This window comes from Mesorhizobium sp. WSM4829, from assembly GCF_055811475.1.
The window spans coordinates 75,117-90,010 of sequence record NZ_JBVVQJ010000007.1; the positions used below are offsets into that span (position 1 = coordinate 75,117).

Sequence of the window (14,894 nt, forward strand, 5' to 3'; positions counted from 1 at the left end):
CGACGCTACTTGTTCGTCCGCATCTTTTGCCTTGGATTGATCCCGCCAAGGGCGTTCGTGTCGTTCTCGACATCGCCCTCGATGGTGTTTTCGCCTTCGAGTACGAGTTCGTCGCCTTCCTTGATCGTGCCCTTCGAGGTGCCGATACCGGGATTGTTCCTCAGATCGGCATCGCTCGGCTTTTTCCACTTTGGATGTTTGGTTCCGCTCATGGCACAACTCCTTCGAAAAGGGTCCTGTTCTAAAGCGCGTCGCGTTGAAACGGATTCAATCGACGCGCTTAAATCTTTGTTTTTATGCATGTCGTTGTCCCAAAACCGCTGCGCACTTTTGGGCGACATGCACTAGAAACAGCACGGCGCGATGAATGTTCCGCCGAAACTCACCTTGACGCGGCCTTGTCCGCGAGGCGGCTAGAGCCCGAACGGATAGGTGTCGGGAACGCCGGTTCCGACATGCTCCGGCCCAAGCGGCGTCACCGCGACGGTTTCGTCAAACCAGACGAACGCGTCAAACTGCTGGGCAAGAGAGGCATCCGCGTAATGGCTGCGCAGTTCGGTTTCCGGCCGATAGATCACGCCGATGAAGCGCTCCAGCCGACGCTCCAGAAGCCGCTCGCGCAACGTATCGTCGCGCTTGATATCGAGCAGGAAACGCGGGACGCCGCTATCATGGCAAAGCCGCTCGTAGCTATCGCTATGGGAAGGCCGCACCCGCTTGATTTCCATCTCGCTGTCCCAGTCGGAGGCCGCGGCGACTGTCCCGGAATGCGTGCCGAGCCCGATCAAGGCTGCCTCGTCGCCGAAGCGCTGGCGGCAGAACTGGCCGATGTTCACTTCGTCCCTGACAATCCCCATTTCGGTGTAGCGGGCATCGCCGATATGGGAATTATGCGCCCACACGACCGCCTTGGCGTTCGGCCCGCGAGCTTCCAGCAGATGCTCGAGCGTCTCGAACATATGGGTGTCGCGTAAATTCCAGGACTGCGCGCCGCCATAGTACATGATCCGGTAGTAGCGTTCCGCGGAAGCGATCAGCCGGGCATTCTGGGTGGCATCCATGAAATCGACGCCGTCCTGCTGGGCATAGTCGAGCTGCCTGGCAAGCAGTTCGCGGCATTGTTCGAGCACGGCCTGCTCGCATTTCTCGTAGCCGGAGGTGAGCGCGACACGGCCGTAGGTGGATGGTTCATGTTGCCAAGGCGTCAGGCAGCCATAGCGTTCACGCGCGATCTTTGCTGCCTGCGGATCGACCCGGTCGAGATATTGCAGAACCGCGGCGATCGATCCGCTCATATTGTAGATGTCGAGGCCATAGAACCCGGCCAGCCGGGACGATAGCCTGATGCGCTCGTTGTGATGTCGCATCCAGTCGACGAACGCCGCAACGTCGGTGTTGCGCCACATCCAGGTGGGAAACCGCTGGAACGGCGGATCGGCGTTGGCGCGTGGCGGCCGATGGCGGACGTAGCGGTCGATCGCCGCTGCATCAGGCCAGTCGGCCTCGACAGCGACGATGGTGAAGCCGTGCTTCTCGATGAGCCTGCGGGTGATCGCGGCGCGGGCCCGGTAGAACTCCGACGTGCCGTGGCTCGCTTCACCGAGCAGGACGACGCGCCGGTCGCCAAACCGGTCGAACAATGCGCCGAACGCCGGATCGTCGAAATCCGGCAGCGGTTCGGCCGCCGCCGCGATCATCTCCGGCAGGCTGCGCGTGCGTGCGCGTCCGGACGGACGATCATTCGCGATACGGTTGCCGCTCTCGGGCCAGCCCTGCTCGCCGATGAGCGGGACAAACCGCACGCCGCCGAAATCCTCCTCGCTGTAAGTCGCAGCGCCGGTTCGGGTGACCTTGAGAAGGCGCTGATCATGCGGATCGTCGCCGACCGGGATAACGAGCCTGCCGCCGACGTCGAGCTGTTCCTGAAGCGCAAGCGGCGCACCGGGTCCGCCGGCGGCGACCAGAATAGCGTCGAAGGGCGCCGCGTCGGGCCAGCCTTTGGTGCCATCGCCGGTGCGGACTTCGATATTGTCGTAGCCAAGCTCTTGGAACCGCTGTCTCGCCGTTTCGGCCAACCCGGCGTGGCGCTCGATCGTGTAGACGCGTTCGACGATCCGGCTCATCACGGCAGCCGCGTAGCCCGAACCGGTGCCAACCTCCAGGACATGGTCGCCCGGTCCGATTTCCGCCATCTCGATCATCAAGGCGACGATGTAGGGCTGCGATATCGTCTGACCCTCGGCAATCGGCAGCGGCCCGTCCTCATAGGCGAATTCTTCAAAGCCGGGAGCGACGAATGCCTCGCGCGGAACCTCGCGCATCGCTTCCAGCACCTCGCGGTCATGGATGCCACGGCGGCTGAGATGGACTTCGACCATTCGGTTGCGTGCGTGGGAAAGATCGAGCATCCTTTTGCTCCTCTTGCGAGCTGACAGCCCCCGATTGTCCCCTGATCGTGCCCGACGGCTTCTCGGGTATGCGCTCGGCCTCGGCAACTCATGTCGGGCGGCTAGTCTCCTTAACCGTTGGCGAGCTTCCAGGTTCCTGCAAAAGAGCGATTGGCGGGCGAAAATGGCGGCTCCAGCCGAACTTATTTCCGTAAGAATCCTTTCTCCGGGGCGATCTCACTCCAGATATCGACGGGCGAACGCATTCTGGAGATTTTTCGATGAACGACGAGGCTCAGAAAGCTGCGACCACAACGGGCCTTTATCAGATCGATCTCATGGACCGCTATTGGCGGGCCGCGAACTACATTTCGGTTGGCCAGATCTATCTGATGGACAATCCGCTGCTGCGCGAGCCGCTGAAAGCCGAACACGTCAAGCCGCGGCTGCTTGGCCATTGGGGCACGACGCCTGGCCTCAACTTCATCTACGTCCACCTGAACCGCGTCATCCGTCAACGCGGTCTCGACGTTCTGTTTATCTGCGGCCCGGGTCATGGCGGCCCGGCGATGGTGGCGAACACCTGGCTCGAGGGCAGCTACAGCGAAATCTATCCCGAAATCGGCCAGGGCGAAGACGGGTTGAGGAAACTTTTTCGGCAATTCTCGTTCCCCGGCGGAGTGCCGAGCCACGCTGCTCCGGAAACGCCCGGCTCGATCCATGAAGGCGGGGAACTGGGATATGCGCTGGTCCATGCTTTCGGCGCGGCCTTCGACAATCCCGATCTGGTGGTCGCCTGCGTCGTCGGCGACGGCGAAGCGGAAACCGGTCCGCTCGCGGCGGCATGGCACTCCAACAAGTTCCTCAACCCGGCATCCGACGGCGCTGTCCTGCCGATCCTGCATCTCAACGGCTACAAGATCGCCAACCCGACGATCCTTGCCCGCATGGATGACGTGGAATTGCGAGCCCTGTTCGCCGGCTATGGCTACGAACCTTTTTTCGTCGAAGGTCACGAGCCGGTTCCCATGCATCGGTTGATGGCCATCAAGCTGGACACCGTGCTCGACAGAATCCGCTCGATCCAGGAGCGCGCCCGTACGCCGTCCTGGCAAGGAGAGCGTCCGCTGTGGCCGATGATCGTGCTGCGCAGCCCGAAGGGTTGGACCGGGCCGAAGGAGGTCGATGGCGAGAAGGTCGAGGATTTCTGGCGCTCGCATCAAGTGCCGGTGTCGAACGCCCGCAGCAATGCGGGACACCGCAAGATCCTCGAAGACTGGATGCGGAGCTACGAACCGGAAAAGCTGTTCGACGACAGCGGGCATCTTCTTCCAGAGCTGGCGGCGCTTGCGCCAACCGGATCCAAGCGCATGGGCGCAACCCCCTATGCCAACGGCGGACTGCTGAAGCGCGACCTCGTGCTTCCCGATTGGAAAAGCCTGGCGCTTGATGTGTCGCGTCCGGGTGGCGCCAAGGCCGAGGCGACGCGGGTTCTCGGGGGCTATCTTCGCGACGTCATGAGCCTGAATGCGCAGGCCGGGAATTTCCGGCTGATGGGGCCGGACGAGACATCCTCCAACCGGCTTGACGAGGTATTCGAGGTTACCGACCGGGTCTGGATGCAGCGGATAGAGCCCTATGACGTAAAACTCTCCCGTGACGGCCGCGTCATGGAAGTGCTCAGCGAGCATCTCTGCCAAGGATGGCTGGAGGGCTATTTGCTGACCGGCCGCCATGGCCTGTTCTCCTGTTACGAGGCGTTCATCCACATCGTCGATTCCATGGTCAACCAGCATGCGAAATGGCTGAAGACATCCCGCGAGCTTGCCTGGCGCGAGCCGATCGCTTCCCTCAATTACCTGCTGACCTCGCATGTCTGGCGGCAGGATCACAACGGCTTCAGCCACCAGGATCCGGGCTTTGCCGATTTCGTCGCCAACAAGAAGGCCGACACCGTCAGGCTCTATTTCCCGCCGGATGCCAACACGCTGCTGTGGATCACCGACCATTGCCTGAGAACCTATAACCGCATCAACGTCATCACCGCCGGCAAGCAGCCGGCGCCGCAATTTCTGTCCGTCGACGCCGCGGAAATGCACTGCAGGGCGGGGGCGGGGATCTGGGAGTGGGCCGGGACGGTTGCGGAGCGCGAGGATCCGGATGTGATCATGGCCTGCGCCGGCGACGTGCCGACACTGGAGACGCTCGCTGCCGCCGACATTCTGCGTTCGGCGCTTCCGGACCTGAAGGTACGCGTCGTCAACGTGGTCGACCTGATGACGCTGCAGTCGAATTCAGAGCATCCGCATGGCCTGGCGGACGAGGATTTCGACGCGCTGTTCACGAAGGACAGGCCGGTTATCTTCGCCTATCATGGCTATCCCTATCTCATCCACCGCCTGACCTACCGGCGCGCCAACCATGACAACATGCATGTGCACGGCTTTCGCGAGGAAGGCACCACGACGACGCCGTTCGACATGGTCGTGCTCAATGAGCTCGACCGCTACCACCTGGCGCTCGCGGCGATCAAACACGTGCCTGGGCTCGCCGAACGGGCGAAAGACCTTGCCGCCGAACTTCACGGGAAGCTTGCCGAACACAAGGCTTACGTCCGCGAGCATGGCGAAGACATGCCCGAGATCCAGGAGTGGAACTGGCCCGAGAACAGCGCGACGAAGGCTGGCGATTGATGCGACAGGCAATTCTGGCACTGAACGCCGGCTCCTCCAGCATCAAGTTCGGATTATACGATCTGGAACCCTCCGCCGAACTGCAGCTTGTCTCGCGTGGCAATCTGGATCTCGGCGATGCGCCGAGGCTCAGCGCGAAAGCGGCTGACGGAACCATGCAGTGTGATCGGCCGCTTGCCGGAGACGCACGCGATGCGGGCATCGGCGATTTGCTGCGCTGGATCGAGAGCGAACTTGGCGGCAGGAAACTGGTCTGCGCCGGTCACCGCATCGTGCATGGCGGGCGCGAGTTCGTCGAACCCGTCCGCCTGACGCCGGTCGTGATCGAGGCCCTGGACAGGCTGACGCCGCTTGCGCCGCTGCACCAGCCCCGCAGTCTCGCGCCGATCCGCACACTTGCGGCGCTGCGGCCGGATCTGCCGCAGGTCGGCTGCTTCGACACCGCCTTCCATCAGACGATCGATCCGATCGTCAGCCGCTTCGCGCTGCCGCGCAAATACGATGCGGACGGAATCCGCCGCTACGGGTTTCACGGACTTTCCTACGAGTACATCGCCGGGCGGCTCAAGGCCATGTCGCCGGCGCTTGCAGCGAAGCGGACGATCGTCGCCCATCTCGGCAACGGGGCGAGCCTGTGCGCCATGCGCGACGGGAGAAGCTTCGACACGACGATGGGCTTTTCCGCGCTCGACGGGCTGGTCATGGGCACGCGTTGCGGCGCTATCGATCCGGGCGTGCTTTTGTACTTCGTCCTGGAACGAGGCATCGCCGGGGAGGCTCTGCAGCATATGCTCTATGAGCAATCCGGGCTGCTTGGAGTATCCGGCATCTCGGGCGACATGCGCACGCTGGAAGCGAGCGACGACCCCCACGCCCGCGAAGCGGTAGAGCTTTTTGCCTTCAGGGCGGCACGGGAAGCTGCCGCGCTCGCCAACACGCTGGGCGGCCTCGAATGCCTGGTGTTCACCGCCGGCATCGGCGAGCGCTCGGCGCCGGTCCGCAAGGCAATATGCGAAAGGCTTGATTGGCTTGGCGTGGCGATCGACGAGCCATCCAATGCCGCCCATGCCGGGATCATAAGCCGACCCGACAGCAAGGTCGAAATACGCGTCGTCGCGACCGACGAGGAGAGCATCATTGCCCGCCACGCGCGGGTGCAAGGGGATGCTTGATAACGCAATCTGCGGCGCGTTTTCTGGGGCAAGGAACCCTGCGCGTCCGCGACCGTTTCCCCTATCTGATGACCTTGGGGGATATGATTACCAAAGGGAGAAATCCAATGGCGGAGACCACCAATATGGCAGGCACCTCAAAGGCGGCAAACGACGCGCAGGAAGCGATGAAGAAACAGATCGCCGAGCTTCGTCGCGAAATCGCCAAAATAAACCGGACCCTTTCCGACCGTGCCGAGGAGGCACAGGGCTGGTACGAGAGCGCCGCCGAACGAGCCTCGCGCGCAGCCCGGCAATTGCGTAGCCAGGCACACACCGTGACCGAAACCGTCCAGCAGAATCCAGGCACGATCTCTACGGCGATGATGCTTGGCGGCGTGCTCGGCGTTCTCTTGGGAATTGTGATTGCAAAGAGCTCCGAGCCTGAACGGCGGTGGTTCTAGAGCATTTTGCAGCCAAAAATCTTGGTTTGGCGTCCGACAAAATGCGTAAAACAAGGAGTTAGAGCGCGGTTTTGGTCCACCAAAACGCAAAGCGCTCTAGCGGCAGATCACCACCCGCGCGATGCCGAGGCTGCCTTCGGCGTCGCGCGCGCCTGATCCGTCAGGCAGGCCGTAAAGCACCTACGATACGTCGCCGCTGCCTGTTGCCTCCTCGTAAGCGCGTCGAAGGAGCTTTAGTCCTCTGTGGATCTGGCTCTCGGTCAGACTTGCGTATCCCATCACCAGGCCGAGGCAGCTGCGATCCAATGTCTGGTCGAAATCCAATGTCTGGTCGAAATAATGCGGCGATATCGAATAGATGCCAACTCCGAGCGCGGCGGCTTTATCGATGAACGATGCCGCCATAGAGGGCGGCATGTCGCGAAACCAGACGACGACGTGCAGACCGGCCTCAGCGCCTTCGACCCGAACGAGATCGCGGAATTCAGTCTGCAGAGCGTCGAGCAGTGCTGCACGTCGGCGGGCATTTTGACGCCTGGCCTTGCGCACGTGGCCTTCGTAGGCGCCGGATTCCACCAGAGTCGCGAGCGCCTCCTGTTCGAGGCTGGGGGCATGCCTGTCCGTCAGCCGCTTGGCGTGGGCAAAAACCTCCTGCAACTCACGCGGAACGACGACGTAGCCGATCCGCAGCAACGGCGACAGTGTCTTCGAGACCGTACCGATATAGATGACGCTCGACGCGCCTCCCAACGCGCGAAGCGGCGGTATCGGGTTCATGTCGAAACGATATTCGCTGTCGTAGTCGTCCTCGACGATGTAGGCCCTCTTCTCTTTCGCCCATCCTAGCAGTTGCTGGCGTCGACCCATCGACATTACGCTTCCCAGGGGAAACTGATGTGAAGGCGTGACGTAAGCCAGCCGCGCGCCAACATCCGCCAGCAAGTCCGCCCTGATGCCTTCGGCGTCGACCTCCACCGGGGCGGCGATGGCTCCTGTCATCTCGAAGACGCTCCGTGCCATCGGGTAGCAGGGCTCTTCGATGGCGAAGCCGTCGCCCTCATCGAGAAGCAGGCGGGCGCAGAGATCCAGTCCCTGCTGAGAACCGTTGACGACGACGATCTCGCTCACCTCGCAGCGGATGCTGCGCGCTCGCCATAGATAGCCCTGCAGGGCGGCACGCAGGCGGGTCAAGCCACAGGGGTCGCCATAGGACAGCTTGAGCGGCCGTCCCAGCGCAGCATCGTTCATGGCCTTTCGCCAGGCAAGGGTCGGGAAGTCAGAGGCCGACATGTCGCCGTAGCGGAAGTCGGCGACGAGCTTCTCCGACGCAACCCGCATCGGGATGGCTCGGGATCGAAGCCTTTCTCCGAAAGCGGAGAGGCTGTGTGGCTCTGCGGCTGTATGAACGAGGTCTCCCGGCTCGCTGTGCGCGACCTTGATGGCCACCCGTGGCCGAGCGCCATGTCGAATGACCACGAACCCCTCGGCGGCGAGCTGTTCGTAAGCGGACGTCACGGTCGTTCGCGAGACGCCAAGCTCGACCGCCAGTGCACGAGCCGACGGAAGCACGTCTCCGCGCCCGTAGACCTCCGCCACGATCTGTTCCCGCAGGTTCTCATAGATCCCGCGGGCGCCCAATCCCGACGACGAACTTCCCGACGACGAATTCTGCTTGCGGGACTGGACCATTCGCGATTACCCAAATGAAGACGTTTCGTTGATCCAGACATTACCGGGAAAATCAGCCAGGCAAAGGCCTGAGGCCAACTGGACCAGCGCTTTTTATTCAAAACTGGTTCTATGTCAGGGCCAGTTGTGCTTGTATTGATGACGCCAGATTGCACCTCCTGGGAAGTAAAATGCTGGCCGAGTTCCACCAATTCATCATCGTCTTTACCGCATACGTCATCGCTGCCGGCAGTCCCGGGCCGAGCAATATGCGTATCATGGCCGTTGCCATGAACGACGGCCGCGGGGCCGCGCTGGCAATCGCATCCGGCGTCGTCAGTGGCTCGATCTTTTGGGGCCTGATGGCGGCGTCAGGTGTCTCGGCGATCCTCAGTCGATACGCGCACGCACTTGTGGTCCTGCAGCTGGTTGGAGGCCTGTATCTTCTCTATCTCGCCTTCAAGGCGGGCAAAGCTGCGCTTTCTTCAGACAAGGATCAGCTTCGGCCGACCAACGAACGGAAGGCGACGGCGGCCACTCTCTACAAGCGCGGACTGCTGATGCATCTCACCAATCCGAAATCGATCCTGGCATGGATCGCGCTGATGACGCTGGGACTCGGGCCCGGGTCGTCATCGCATACGGTTCTGGTGATCCTCGCGGGCTGCGCGGTGCTGAGCGTCACCATCTTCTGCGGCTACGCGATCGTCTTTTCGACCGCTCCCATGATCGCCCTGTATCGGCGGGCGCGGCGCTGGATCGAAGGCACGCTGGCGGTATTCTTCGGATTTGCCGGGCTAAAGCTTCTCCTGACCCGCATCTGAAAAGGTTCCTTCATGTCACTCTTCCAAGGCCTTTCAGCATTCCCGATCACCCCGGCGGACGCTTCCGGCAGGCTCGACCCCGTCGCCCTCGCGCGCCTTCTGAGGAACATCGAGGAGGCGAGAGCGGACTCCATCGGACTGCTCGGCAGTACCGGCGCCTATGCTTTCCTCACGCGACAAGAGCGTCGACGGGCGGTCGAAACGGCAATGGGCACGGTCGGTGGCAAAATACCGGTTATGGTCGGCGTCGGAGCGATCCGGACCAGCGATGCCGTGGACCTTGCCCGTGACGCGAAGGCTGCCGGCGCCGACGGCCTGCTTCTCGCTCCGGTTTCCTATACGCCGCTTGTCGACGACGAGGTCTTCGAACACTTCACCGCAGTCGCCGACGCGGGGCAGCTCCCGCTTTGCATCTACAACAATCCCGGCACGACCAGGTTCACCTTCAGCCTGGACCTCATTTCCCGCTTGTCGAAGGTGGTCAACATCGAAGCCGTGAAGATGCCTTTGCCGTCCGGTGGTGACTTCGCGTCCGAACTTGCCTCCCTCCGGTCTGCGACCGGGTCGGCATTCAGGATCGGCTACAGCGGCGACTGGGGCGGCGCGCCTGCGCTGCTCGCCGGGAGCGACGCCTGGTATTCCGTCGTCGCAGGACTTCTGCCGTCACCGGCCCTGGCCCTGACGCGAGCGGCGCAAGCCGGGGACGCTGCGGCCGTCGAGCGACTTGACGCCGCCTTCGGACCGCTTTGGGCGCTGTTCAAGGAATTCGGCAGTTTCAGGGTGATGTATGTCGTCGCCAGTCTTCTGAACCTCTGCGACGTCGATCCGCCACGCCCCGTCCTCCCTCTGAAGGACCAGGCACGGCAGCGCGTCGCCGCCGCTCTCGACCATCTCGATGCGGTTTTCTCCGCTGTTTGTATGCAAGCTCGATAGACAGTCTTAATCAGGATATTTCCATGCTGGAATCCAACGCCTTCACCGTCTACCTGTTCACGGCATTCCTGCTGGCGATTACCCCGGGTCCGGGGATTTTTTATGTCGCCGCCCGAACCCTTTCCGGCGGTCGCTCGGAAGGAATCGCTTCGAGCCTTGGCAATGGCCTCGGCGGGCTGTTTCATGTCGTGGCCGGCAGCCTTGGCGTCTCGGCGATCGTGCTGGCAAGCGCCGAATTGTTCACGGCACTCAAGGTGGTCGGCGCGCTCTATCTGGTCTGGATGGGATACCGAACCGTTCGCCATGCCAGGCTCGACTACAAGTCGCTGGGTCATTCGGAACCGCCCGTCGGCACGATGCGGGCCTTCAGGGATGGCGTTCTTGTCGAAGTGATGAACCCGAAGACGGCCGCATTCTTCCTCGCCTTCATTCCCCAGTTTGTCGATACATCGTCGGATCACGTCGTTCTGCAGTTCCTGATCCTCGGCGCCATCTCGGTTGTCTTCAACACGCTCGCCGATATTGTCGTGGCGTTTGCAGCCGGAAGACTTCGCGATGGCGCGGCGTCGCGTGGGAATCTCGTTCGCCGTCTTCGTGAAGGCTCGGGCGGCGCCATGATCATGCTTGGATGCGGGCTGCTGCTGGCAAAGCGCCCGGTTGCGTGACGTTGTGAGAAGAAGAGAGATGGATGACCGCCGCTGCCTTGGCGAAACCTGCGATGACGGCCGGCCGCACTGCCGCCGAAGGTGGCGACATTGGTCACCGTTCGGTGCGATTTCACATAAGTCTGAGGACGGTGATGACTGCGATGGAGAGATAGACTGCGGCGCAGCCCAGATTTGCAAATCTGCCGACCTGTGCACAGCCGACAGGTAGCCGCAGCCGCGCGACTGTCAAGACGCAAGCCGAGGCGGAGACCGAGCGCAAGCAAACATACATCGCGCTAAGCAAGGCTATTTGCATAGAGATCGAATGATCCGGATCTATGAATTGCGGAAAGAAGGCGGCATAGAACAGAAGAGCTGCGGGATTTGCGAAGGCGATCGCCAGCCCGTCGAGGACGGGCGGACGAGCGCGAGACAAATTCGGAGAGCGCGAAGGCCGGTGGCGGAGGCGCAACGCGCCCGCAGCGAGCCAGATGAGATAAAGAGCTCCGGCCAGCGAAAGCCATCGCAACAGCACTGGCAAGAGTTCACCGGAAAGTGACAGGCCGACGAAAATCGCCCCGAGCAGACACGCCTCTCCGAACTCTACACCAATTGCGGTCGAGAAACCGGCCATCGCCCCGTGCCGCAGCGTATTATGGGCAATGATCAGCATAATCGGGCCGGGCGTGATGAGAATCAAAAGTGTCGCGGCCGAGAATTGGGCAAGACTGTTCCAGTCCATCTTATCGGTTCGAATTTTCGCTTACCTCATCGACATCAAGTTCGTGACCAGACCTGCCTTGACCTCAAGCACCGGCGCGGGCGCCTCGGCATGACCGATGTCCCGCAACCGATCGGGGGTCAAACCAGCGATTGCCCGACGTCTTGAGACGGTCCGTTGCCAGGTCTTGAGAGCCGCGATTGCGGTTGCTGTGGTTTTCAGCACAAGTCCAAGCAGACGGTGACGATCGACGCGAGTTTGCGTGTGAGCCATTTCGGCCTCCATCATCATTGTCGGCGGGGTTGAACTGCGGGGCGCCTGTTCCACTGCGTTTTGCGCCTTACGGCTTGCGGCCGATCACGGCGCCGTTCGCGCCGGGTGCCTCGAACCAGACCGTCTCGATGTCCCGGAATCCGGCTTCCTCGAGCCACGCCGAATATTCGGCCGGCGTGTAGTTTCGTCCTTCCGTCTCGATCAGCATGTTGAGGCTCATCAGCGCCGCCGGCGCCGGTCCGGTCTTTTCGTCGTTGACGAGAAGCTCGCTGATGACGACTGCGCCGCCGCTCGGCAAAGCCCCGAACGACCGGCGCAGCAGGGCGCGGTTCTTCGCCTCGTCCCAATCGTGCAGGATCATCGATAGGAGATGCAAATCGTGATCCCCGGGAAGCTGCTCGAAGAAGTTGCCGCCTGCGGTCTCGATCCGGTCGGTCAAACCGGCCTCGGCAATCTTTCCCGCGGCGATCGCGGCCACATGCGGTAAGTCGAACACGGTCGCACGCAGCGCCCCATACTGTTTGCAAAGCTCGATGTCGTACGCCCCCGATCCGCCGCCGATGTCGAGGAGGCGGCGGAAATGTCCGAAATCCATCGCTTCGCCGAGCTTGCGCGCGGTCATCGTGGAGACCGAATGCATCGCCTCCCAGAACAGCGCCAGCATCATCGGATCTTCGCCGTCGAACACCGAGGATTGCACCGCCGGGTCCCACGTGGTCGGCCGGTTCGTGCGCAGCGCTTCGGCAAGCCTACCCCAGCCGGGATAGAGCCGCTTGTCGAGCATCTGCACGAAGCCGCCGAAGTAATACGGTTTTCCGCGCACGAGATAGGTTTCGCTTAACGGCGTGTTGCGATAGCGGCCGCCGGTTTTCTCCAGGAGCCCGAGTGCAGCGCAGCCGGTCAACAGCATCTCGGCCGGCCGTTGATGCAGGCTGAGCGCTTCCGCCAGCTCGGCAACCGTGGTGCCGGCGCCGCCCGCAAGGCGGCTGAACAGGTCCAGCTCATGCGCAGCCGCCAAGGTCTTGAAGGCCCAGAAACCGGTCGACAGCGCCATCAGCGGGACGGCGGAAGGAAGTTCCGGCGTGGCGGCTATTGGTTGGACGGTTGGCGCTGTCCGCGAAAGTTGACTGACCATGGTCACCTCCTCTTTCAGAGCAAGTCACGACTGCAACCGGCTGGCGCAACCGGCTGGCTTGTGACAATCCACGCGGCGAGCGTGTGGCTGCGGTCTGCTGAAGTGCGAATCTGGCGGTGCGGCGTTACGCTACGATTTCAGAAGGAGAAAATTCGGTTACATCTGAAACTTGTACTATCTGGCTGGAGCCGGCTGACTTTCTCGATCGTGCTGGCATCACCGAGCGATGCGGCGCAGGGTCAATGCAGCGAGAATGGTGGCCGCTGCAAGAAGCGGCAGCCAGGCTTGCGGATCGCCCATGGCATGCAGCGTCAGGCCGCTGAGCAGCAGCCACAGCAGCGGGATCGCCAACAGCAGCGGCACAAGCCCGCCGCTCCCGGCAAGCAGCACGCCGAGCGCTGCGATCGCCGTCGGGTCCGGCGCGATGCCGAAGACCTCGGCACTCGCCGATGGCCGCCCGAAGAGCGGCGGCAGCAGGGGATAAACGACGAGGCCAGCGACCGCGATCAGCAGCCCGAGCCGCCCTGCGATGTCCCGCCGGTCAAAGGCGAGGCCGCCGCGCGCACCGCCGATCACCAGCAGCAGCGCCTGCAGGCCGAAGGCCGGCGCGACATAGGCGATCGCCCAGTTGATCGCGGCATAGCGGCTCCACAGCAAGGACCAGCCGACGAAGGCAAAGAGCGCGGCGAGGACGAGCGCAATCCACAGACCATGGCGACGCGGCTGCCTAAGCACGAGCAGGACAATGGCGAGGCCGGCGGCGAGCGTCAGGAGATGCAGCGGCCAGAACGCGGCATTGGCCAACTCGAACATGCGCCAATAGACGCGCGGCGAGAAGAGCAGGAAATCCTCCAGCCGGTAGGTCCACCATTCCGACATCCAAGCAGGTTCCACAAAAGCCTCCCACGGTTTTGCGACAAGAACCTGCGACAAACAACAGAATCCAGGCAGGCATTCGTGGGCCAGCCGACGAATGCCTGCCTAGAGGTCCCGGACGTAGGCCGCCATCCGCTCGCGCATGGCCGCGTCGGGGAGGGGTCCGGTCGCTGCCAACAGGTTCTCGCGCACGTGGTCGACGCGGGTGGTGGCGGGGATGGCGACGGTGACGGCGGGATGCGAAACGATGAATTTCAGTATGAACTGCGCCCAGGTCGCGGCACCGATCCCGGCCGCCCAGTCCGGCAGCGGCTCGCCCTGGAGCTGGCGCGTCAGCGCGCCTTGCCGAAACGGCCGGTTGACGATGACAGCCATGCCGCGCTCGGCCGCCAGCGGCAGCAGCCGTTCCTCCGCTTCTCGGTCGACGACGTTATAGGTGAGCTGCACGAAGTCGAGCGGATGCGCGCGCACGATCTGTTCGAACAAATCGTGCCGCCGTCCTTCGGACGTCGTGATGCCGACATAGCGGATCCGCCCGACCGCCTTCATGGCGAACAGGGTTTCGAGATGCGTCTCCCAGGCGACGAGGTTGTGGACCTGCACGAGATCGAAGCGCGGCACACCCCAGAAGCGGCGCGACTGCTCGATCTGCGCGGGCCCGTCGGCGGCGGAGGAGGTCCAGACCTTCTCGGCGGAAAACAGCGCTTCGGGCCGGCCGAGCTTTTCGAGGCCATAGCCGATCACCGGCTGCGAGGAGCCGTACATCGGCGAGGAATCGATCATGCGGCCGCCTGCCGCGAAGAAGGCCGCCATCACCTCGGCGCACTCGTCGCGCAGCACCGGATCGTCGCCGACATTGAAGGTGATCCAGGTGCCAAGGCCGACAGCGGGAAGCATTTCTCCCGAGGAGGGGACAGCGCGCATCGCCGGCGCAGGCGGCGCGCCGGGTGCGGCTGCCGGCATCACCAGAGCCGCTCCGGAAGCGGCGGCAGTCTTCACGAATGTCCTGCGGGTGATGATCATCGTCTGCCATCCCTGTCCCTTCGACCTCTTGTACTCCCGATCCCAAGAATGGTTCCGGCCGACCGGCTTTTCGCAAGGCCGATCGGCAGGGAGCCGGCG

General features: G+C 62.8%; 13 protein-coding genes. 6 read left to right on the top strand and 7 right to left on the bottom strand.

What is annotated here, in order from left to right; all coding sequences use genetic code 11:
• Positions 1-5 precede the first annotated feature (5 nt).
• Both AC0L17_RS09165 and AC0L17_RS09170 read right to left on the bottom strand, forming a co-directional pair.
• On the bottom strand, positions 6-212 hold the full coding sequence (locus AC0L17_RS09165) for a hypothetical protein (protein WP_027151394.1): 207 nt from the start codon (positions 210-212) through the stop codon (positions 6-8).
• A 201-nt stretch (positions 213-413) separates the two neighbouring features.
• A complete protein-coding gene (locus AC0L17_RS09170; protein ID WP_473515574.1) occupies positions 414-2,408 on the bottom strand; it encodes a protein-L-isoaspartate(D-aspartate) O-methyltransferase in 1,995 nt (664 codons plus the stop codon).
• A 260-nt stretch (positions 2,409-2,668) separates the two neighbouring features.
• On the opposite strand from AC0L17_RS09170, the gene AC0L17_RS09175 reads away from it, so the two are divergent.
• The 3 genes from AC0L17_RS09175 (at position 2,669) to AC0L17_RS09185 (ending at position 6,695) form a co-directional block, all read left to right on the top strand.
• Positions 2,669-5,080, top strand: a complete 2,412-nt coding sequence (locus AC0L17_RS09175) for a phosphoketolase family protein (RefSeq protein WP_473515575.1) — start codon at positions 2,669-2,671, stop codon at positions 5,078-5,080.
• Positions 5,080-6,252 carry an acetate/propionate family kinase gene (locus tag AC0L17_RS09180; protein ID WP_473515576.1) on the top strand — a complete coding sequence of 391 codons (1,173 nt, stop codon included), beginning with the start codon at positions 5,080-5,082 and terminating at the stop codon, positions 6,250-6,252. The genes AC0L17_RS09175 and AC0L17_RS09180 overlap by 1 nt, the downstream gene beginning before the upstream one ends.
• A gap of 107 nt (positions 6,253-6,359) precedes the next feature.
• Complete coding sequence (locus tag AC0L17_RS09185; protein WP_236473713.1) at positions 6,360-6,695, top strand: hypothetical protein; 336 nt, start codon at positions 6,360-6,362, stop codon at positions 6,693-6,695.
• A gap of 180 nt (positions 6,696-6,875) precedes the next feature.
• Here AC0L17_RS09185 and pdxR read toward each other — a convergent pair whose 3' ends face one another.
• Entirely contained in the window at positions 6,876-8,384 is a 1,509-nt protein-coding gene (gene pdxR / locus AC0L17_RS09190) for a MocR-like pyridoxine biosynthesis transcription factor PdxR (protein WP_473515577.1), read from the bottom strand.
• A gap of 170 nt (positions 8,385-8,554) precedes the next feature.
• On the opposite strand from pdxR, the gene AC0L17_RS09195 reads away from it, so the two are divergent.
• The 3 genes from AC0L17_RS09195 to AC0L17_RS09205 are packed head-to-tail and all read left to right on the top strand — an operon-like array spanning position 8,555 to position 10,785.
• Positions 8,555-9,187 (top strand): LysE family translocator, encoded by a 633-nt coding sequence (locus AC0L17_RS09195; RefSeq protein WP_473515578.1) that lies wholly within the window; start codon positions 8,555-8,557, stop codon positions 9,185-9,187.
• Positions 9,188-9,199: 12 nt separating this feature from the next.
• Positions 9,200-10,120, top strand: a complete 921-nt coding sequence (locus tag AC0L17_RS09200; RefSeq protein ID WP_473515579.1) for a dihydrodipicolinate synthase family protein — start codon at positions 9,200-9,202, stop codon at positions 10,118-10,120.
• 23 nt (positions 10,121-10,143) lie between these two features.
• Entirely contained in the window at positions 10,144-10,785 is a 642-nt protein-coding gene (locus tag AC0L17_RS09205; protein ID WP_473515580.1) for a LysE family translocator, read from the top strand.
• 112 nt (positions 10,786-10,897) lie between these two features.
• Here the strand turns inward: AC0L17_RS09205 and AC0L17_RS09210 are convergent, their stop codons facing one another.
• The 4 genes from AC0L17_RS09210 to AC0L17_RS09225 all read right to left on the bottom strand — a co-directional run bounded on the left by AC0L17_RS09210 (position 10,898) and on the right by AC0L17_RS09225 (position 14,735).
• Complete coding sequence (locus AC0L17_RS09210) at positions 10,898-11,509, bottom strand: LysE family translocator (RefSeq protein ID WP_091596573.1); 612 nt, start codon at positions 11,507-11,509, stop codon at positions 10,898-10,900.
• A 319-nt stretch (positions 11,510-11,828) separates the two neighbouring features.
• Positions 11,829-12,896, bottom strand: coding sequence for a methyltransferase (locus tag AC0L17_RS09215; RefSeq protein ID WP_473515581.1), 1,068 nt, complete (start codon positions 12,894-12,896; stop codon positions 11,829-11,831).
• 216 nt (positions 12,897-13,112) lie between these two features.
• Entirely contained in the window at positions 13,113-13,790 is a 678-nt protein-coding gene (locus AC0L17_RS09220; protein ID WP_236473715.1) for a DUF6064 family protein, read from the bottom strand.
• A gap of 87 nt (positions 13,791-13,877) precedes the next feature.
• The gene (locus AC0L17_RS09225) at positions 13,878-14,735 is read right to left on the bottom strand and encodes an aldo/keto reductase (protein WP_473515677.1); all 858 of its coding nucleotides are present in this window, start codon (positions 14,733-14,735) and stop codon (positions 13,878-13,880) included.
• Positions 14,736-14,894: the final 159 nt, after the last annotated feature.

What these genes read in the sequence shown, in the direction of transcription:
- AC0L17_RS09165 (WP_027151394.1), bottom strand. Translation starts at nt 212, where the DNA reads ATGAGCGGAACCAAACATCCAAAGTGGAAAAAGCCGAGCGATGCCGAT.
- AC0L17_RS09170 (WP_473515574.1), bottom strand. Translation starts at nt 2,408, where the DNA reads ATGCTCGATCTTTCCCACGCACGCAACCGAATGGTCGAAGTCCATCTC.
- AC0L17_RS09175 (WP_473515575.1), top strand. Translation starts at nt 2,669, where the DNA reads ATGAACGACGAGGCTCAGAAAGCTGCGACCACAACGGGCCTTTATCAG.
- AC0L17_RS09180 (WP_473515576.1), top strand. Translation starts at nt 5,080, where the DNA reads ATGCGACAGGCAATTCTGGCACTGAACGCCGGCTCCTCCAGCATCAAG.
- AC0L17_RS09185 (WP_236473713.1), top strand. Translation starts at nt 6,360, where the DNA reads ATGGCGGAGACCACCAATATGGCAGGCACCTCAAAGGCGGCAAACGAC.
- pdxR (WP_473515577.1), bottom strand. Translation starts at nt 8,384, where the DNA reads ATGGTCCAGTCCCGCAAGCAGAATTCGTCGTCGGGAAGTTCGTCGTCG.
- AC0L17_RS09195 (WP_473515578.1), top strand. Translation starts at nt 8,555, where the DNA reads ATGCTGGCCGAGTTCCACCAATTCATCATCGTCTTTACCGCATACGTC.
- AC0L17_RS09200 (WP_473515579.1), top strand. Translation starts at nt 9,200, where the DNA reads ATGTCACTCTTCCAAGGCCTTTCAGCATTCCCGATCACCCCGGCGGAC.
- AC0L17_RS09205 (WP_473515580.1), top strand. Translation starts at nt 10,144, where the DNA reads ATGCTGGAATCCAACGCCTTCACCGTCTACCTGTTCACGGCATTCCTG.
- AC0L17_RS09210 (WP_091596573.1), bottom strand. Translation starts at nt 11,509, where the DNA reads ATGGACTGGAACAGTCTTGCCCAATTCTCGGCCGCGACACTTTTGATT.
- AC0L17_RS09215 (WP_473515581.1), bottom strand. Translation starts at nt 12,896, where the DNA reads ATGGTCAGTCAACTTTCGCGGACAGCGCCAACCGTCCAACCAATAGCC.
- AC0L17_RS09225 (WP_473515677.1), bottom strand. Translation starts at nt 14,735, where the DNA reads ATGCCGGCAGCCGCACCCGGCGCGCCGCCTGCGCCGGCGATGCGCGCT.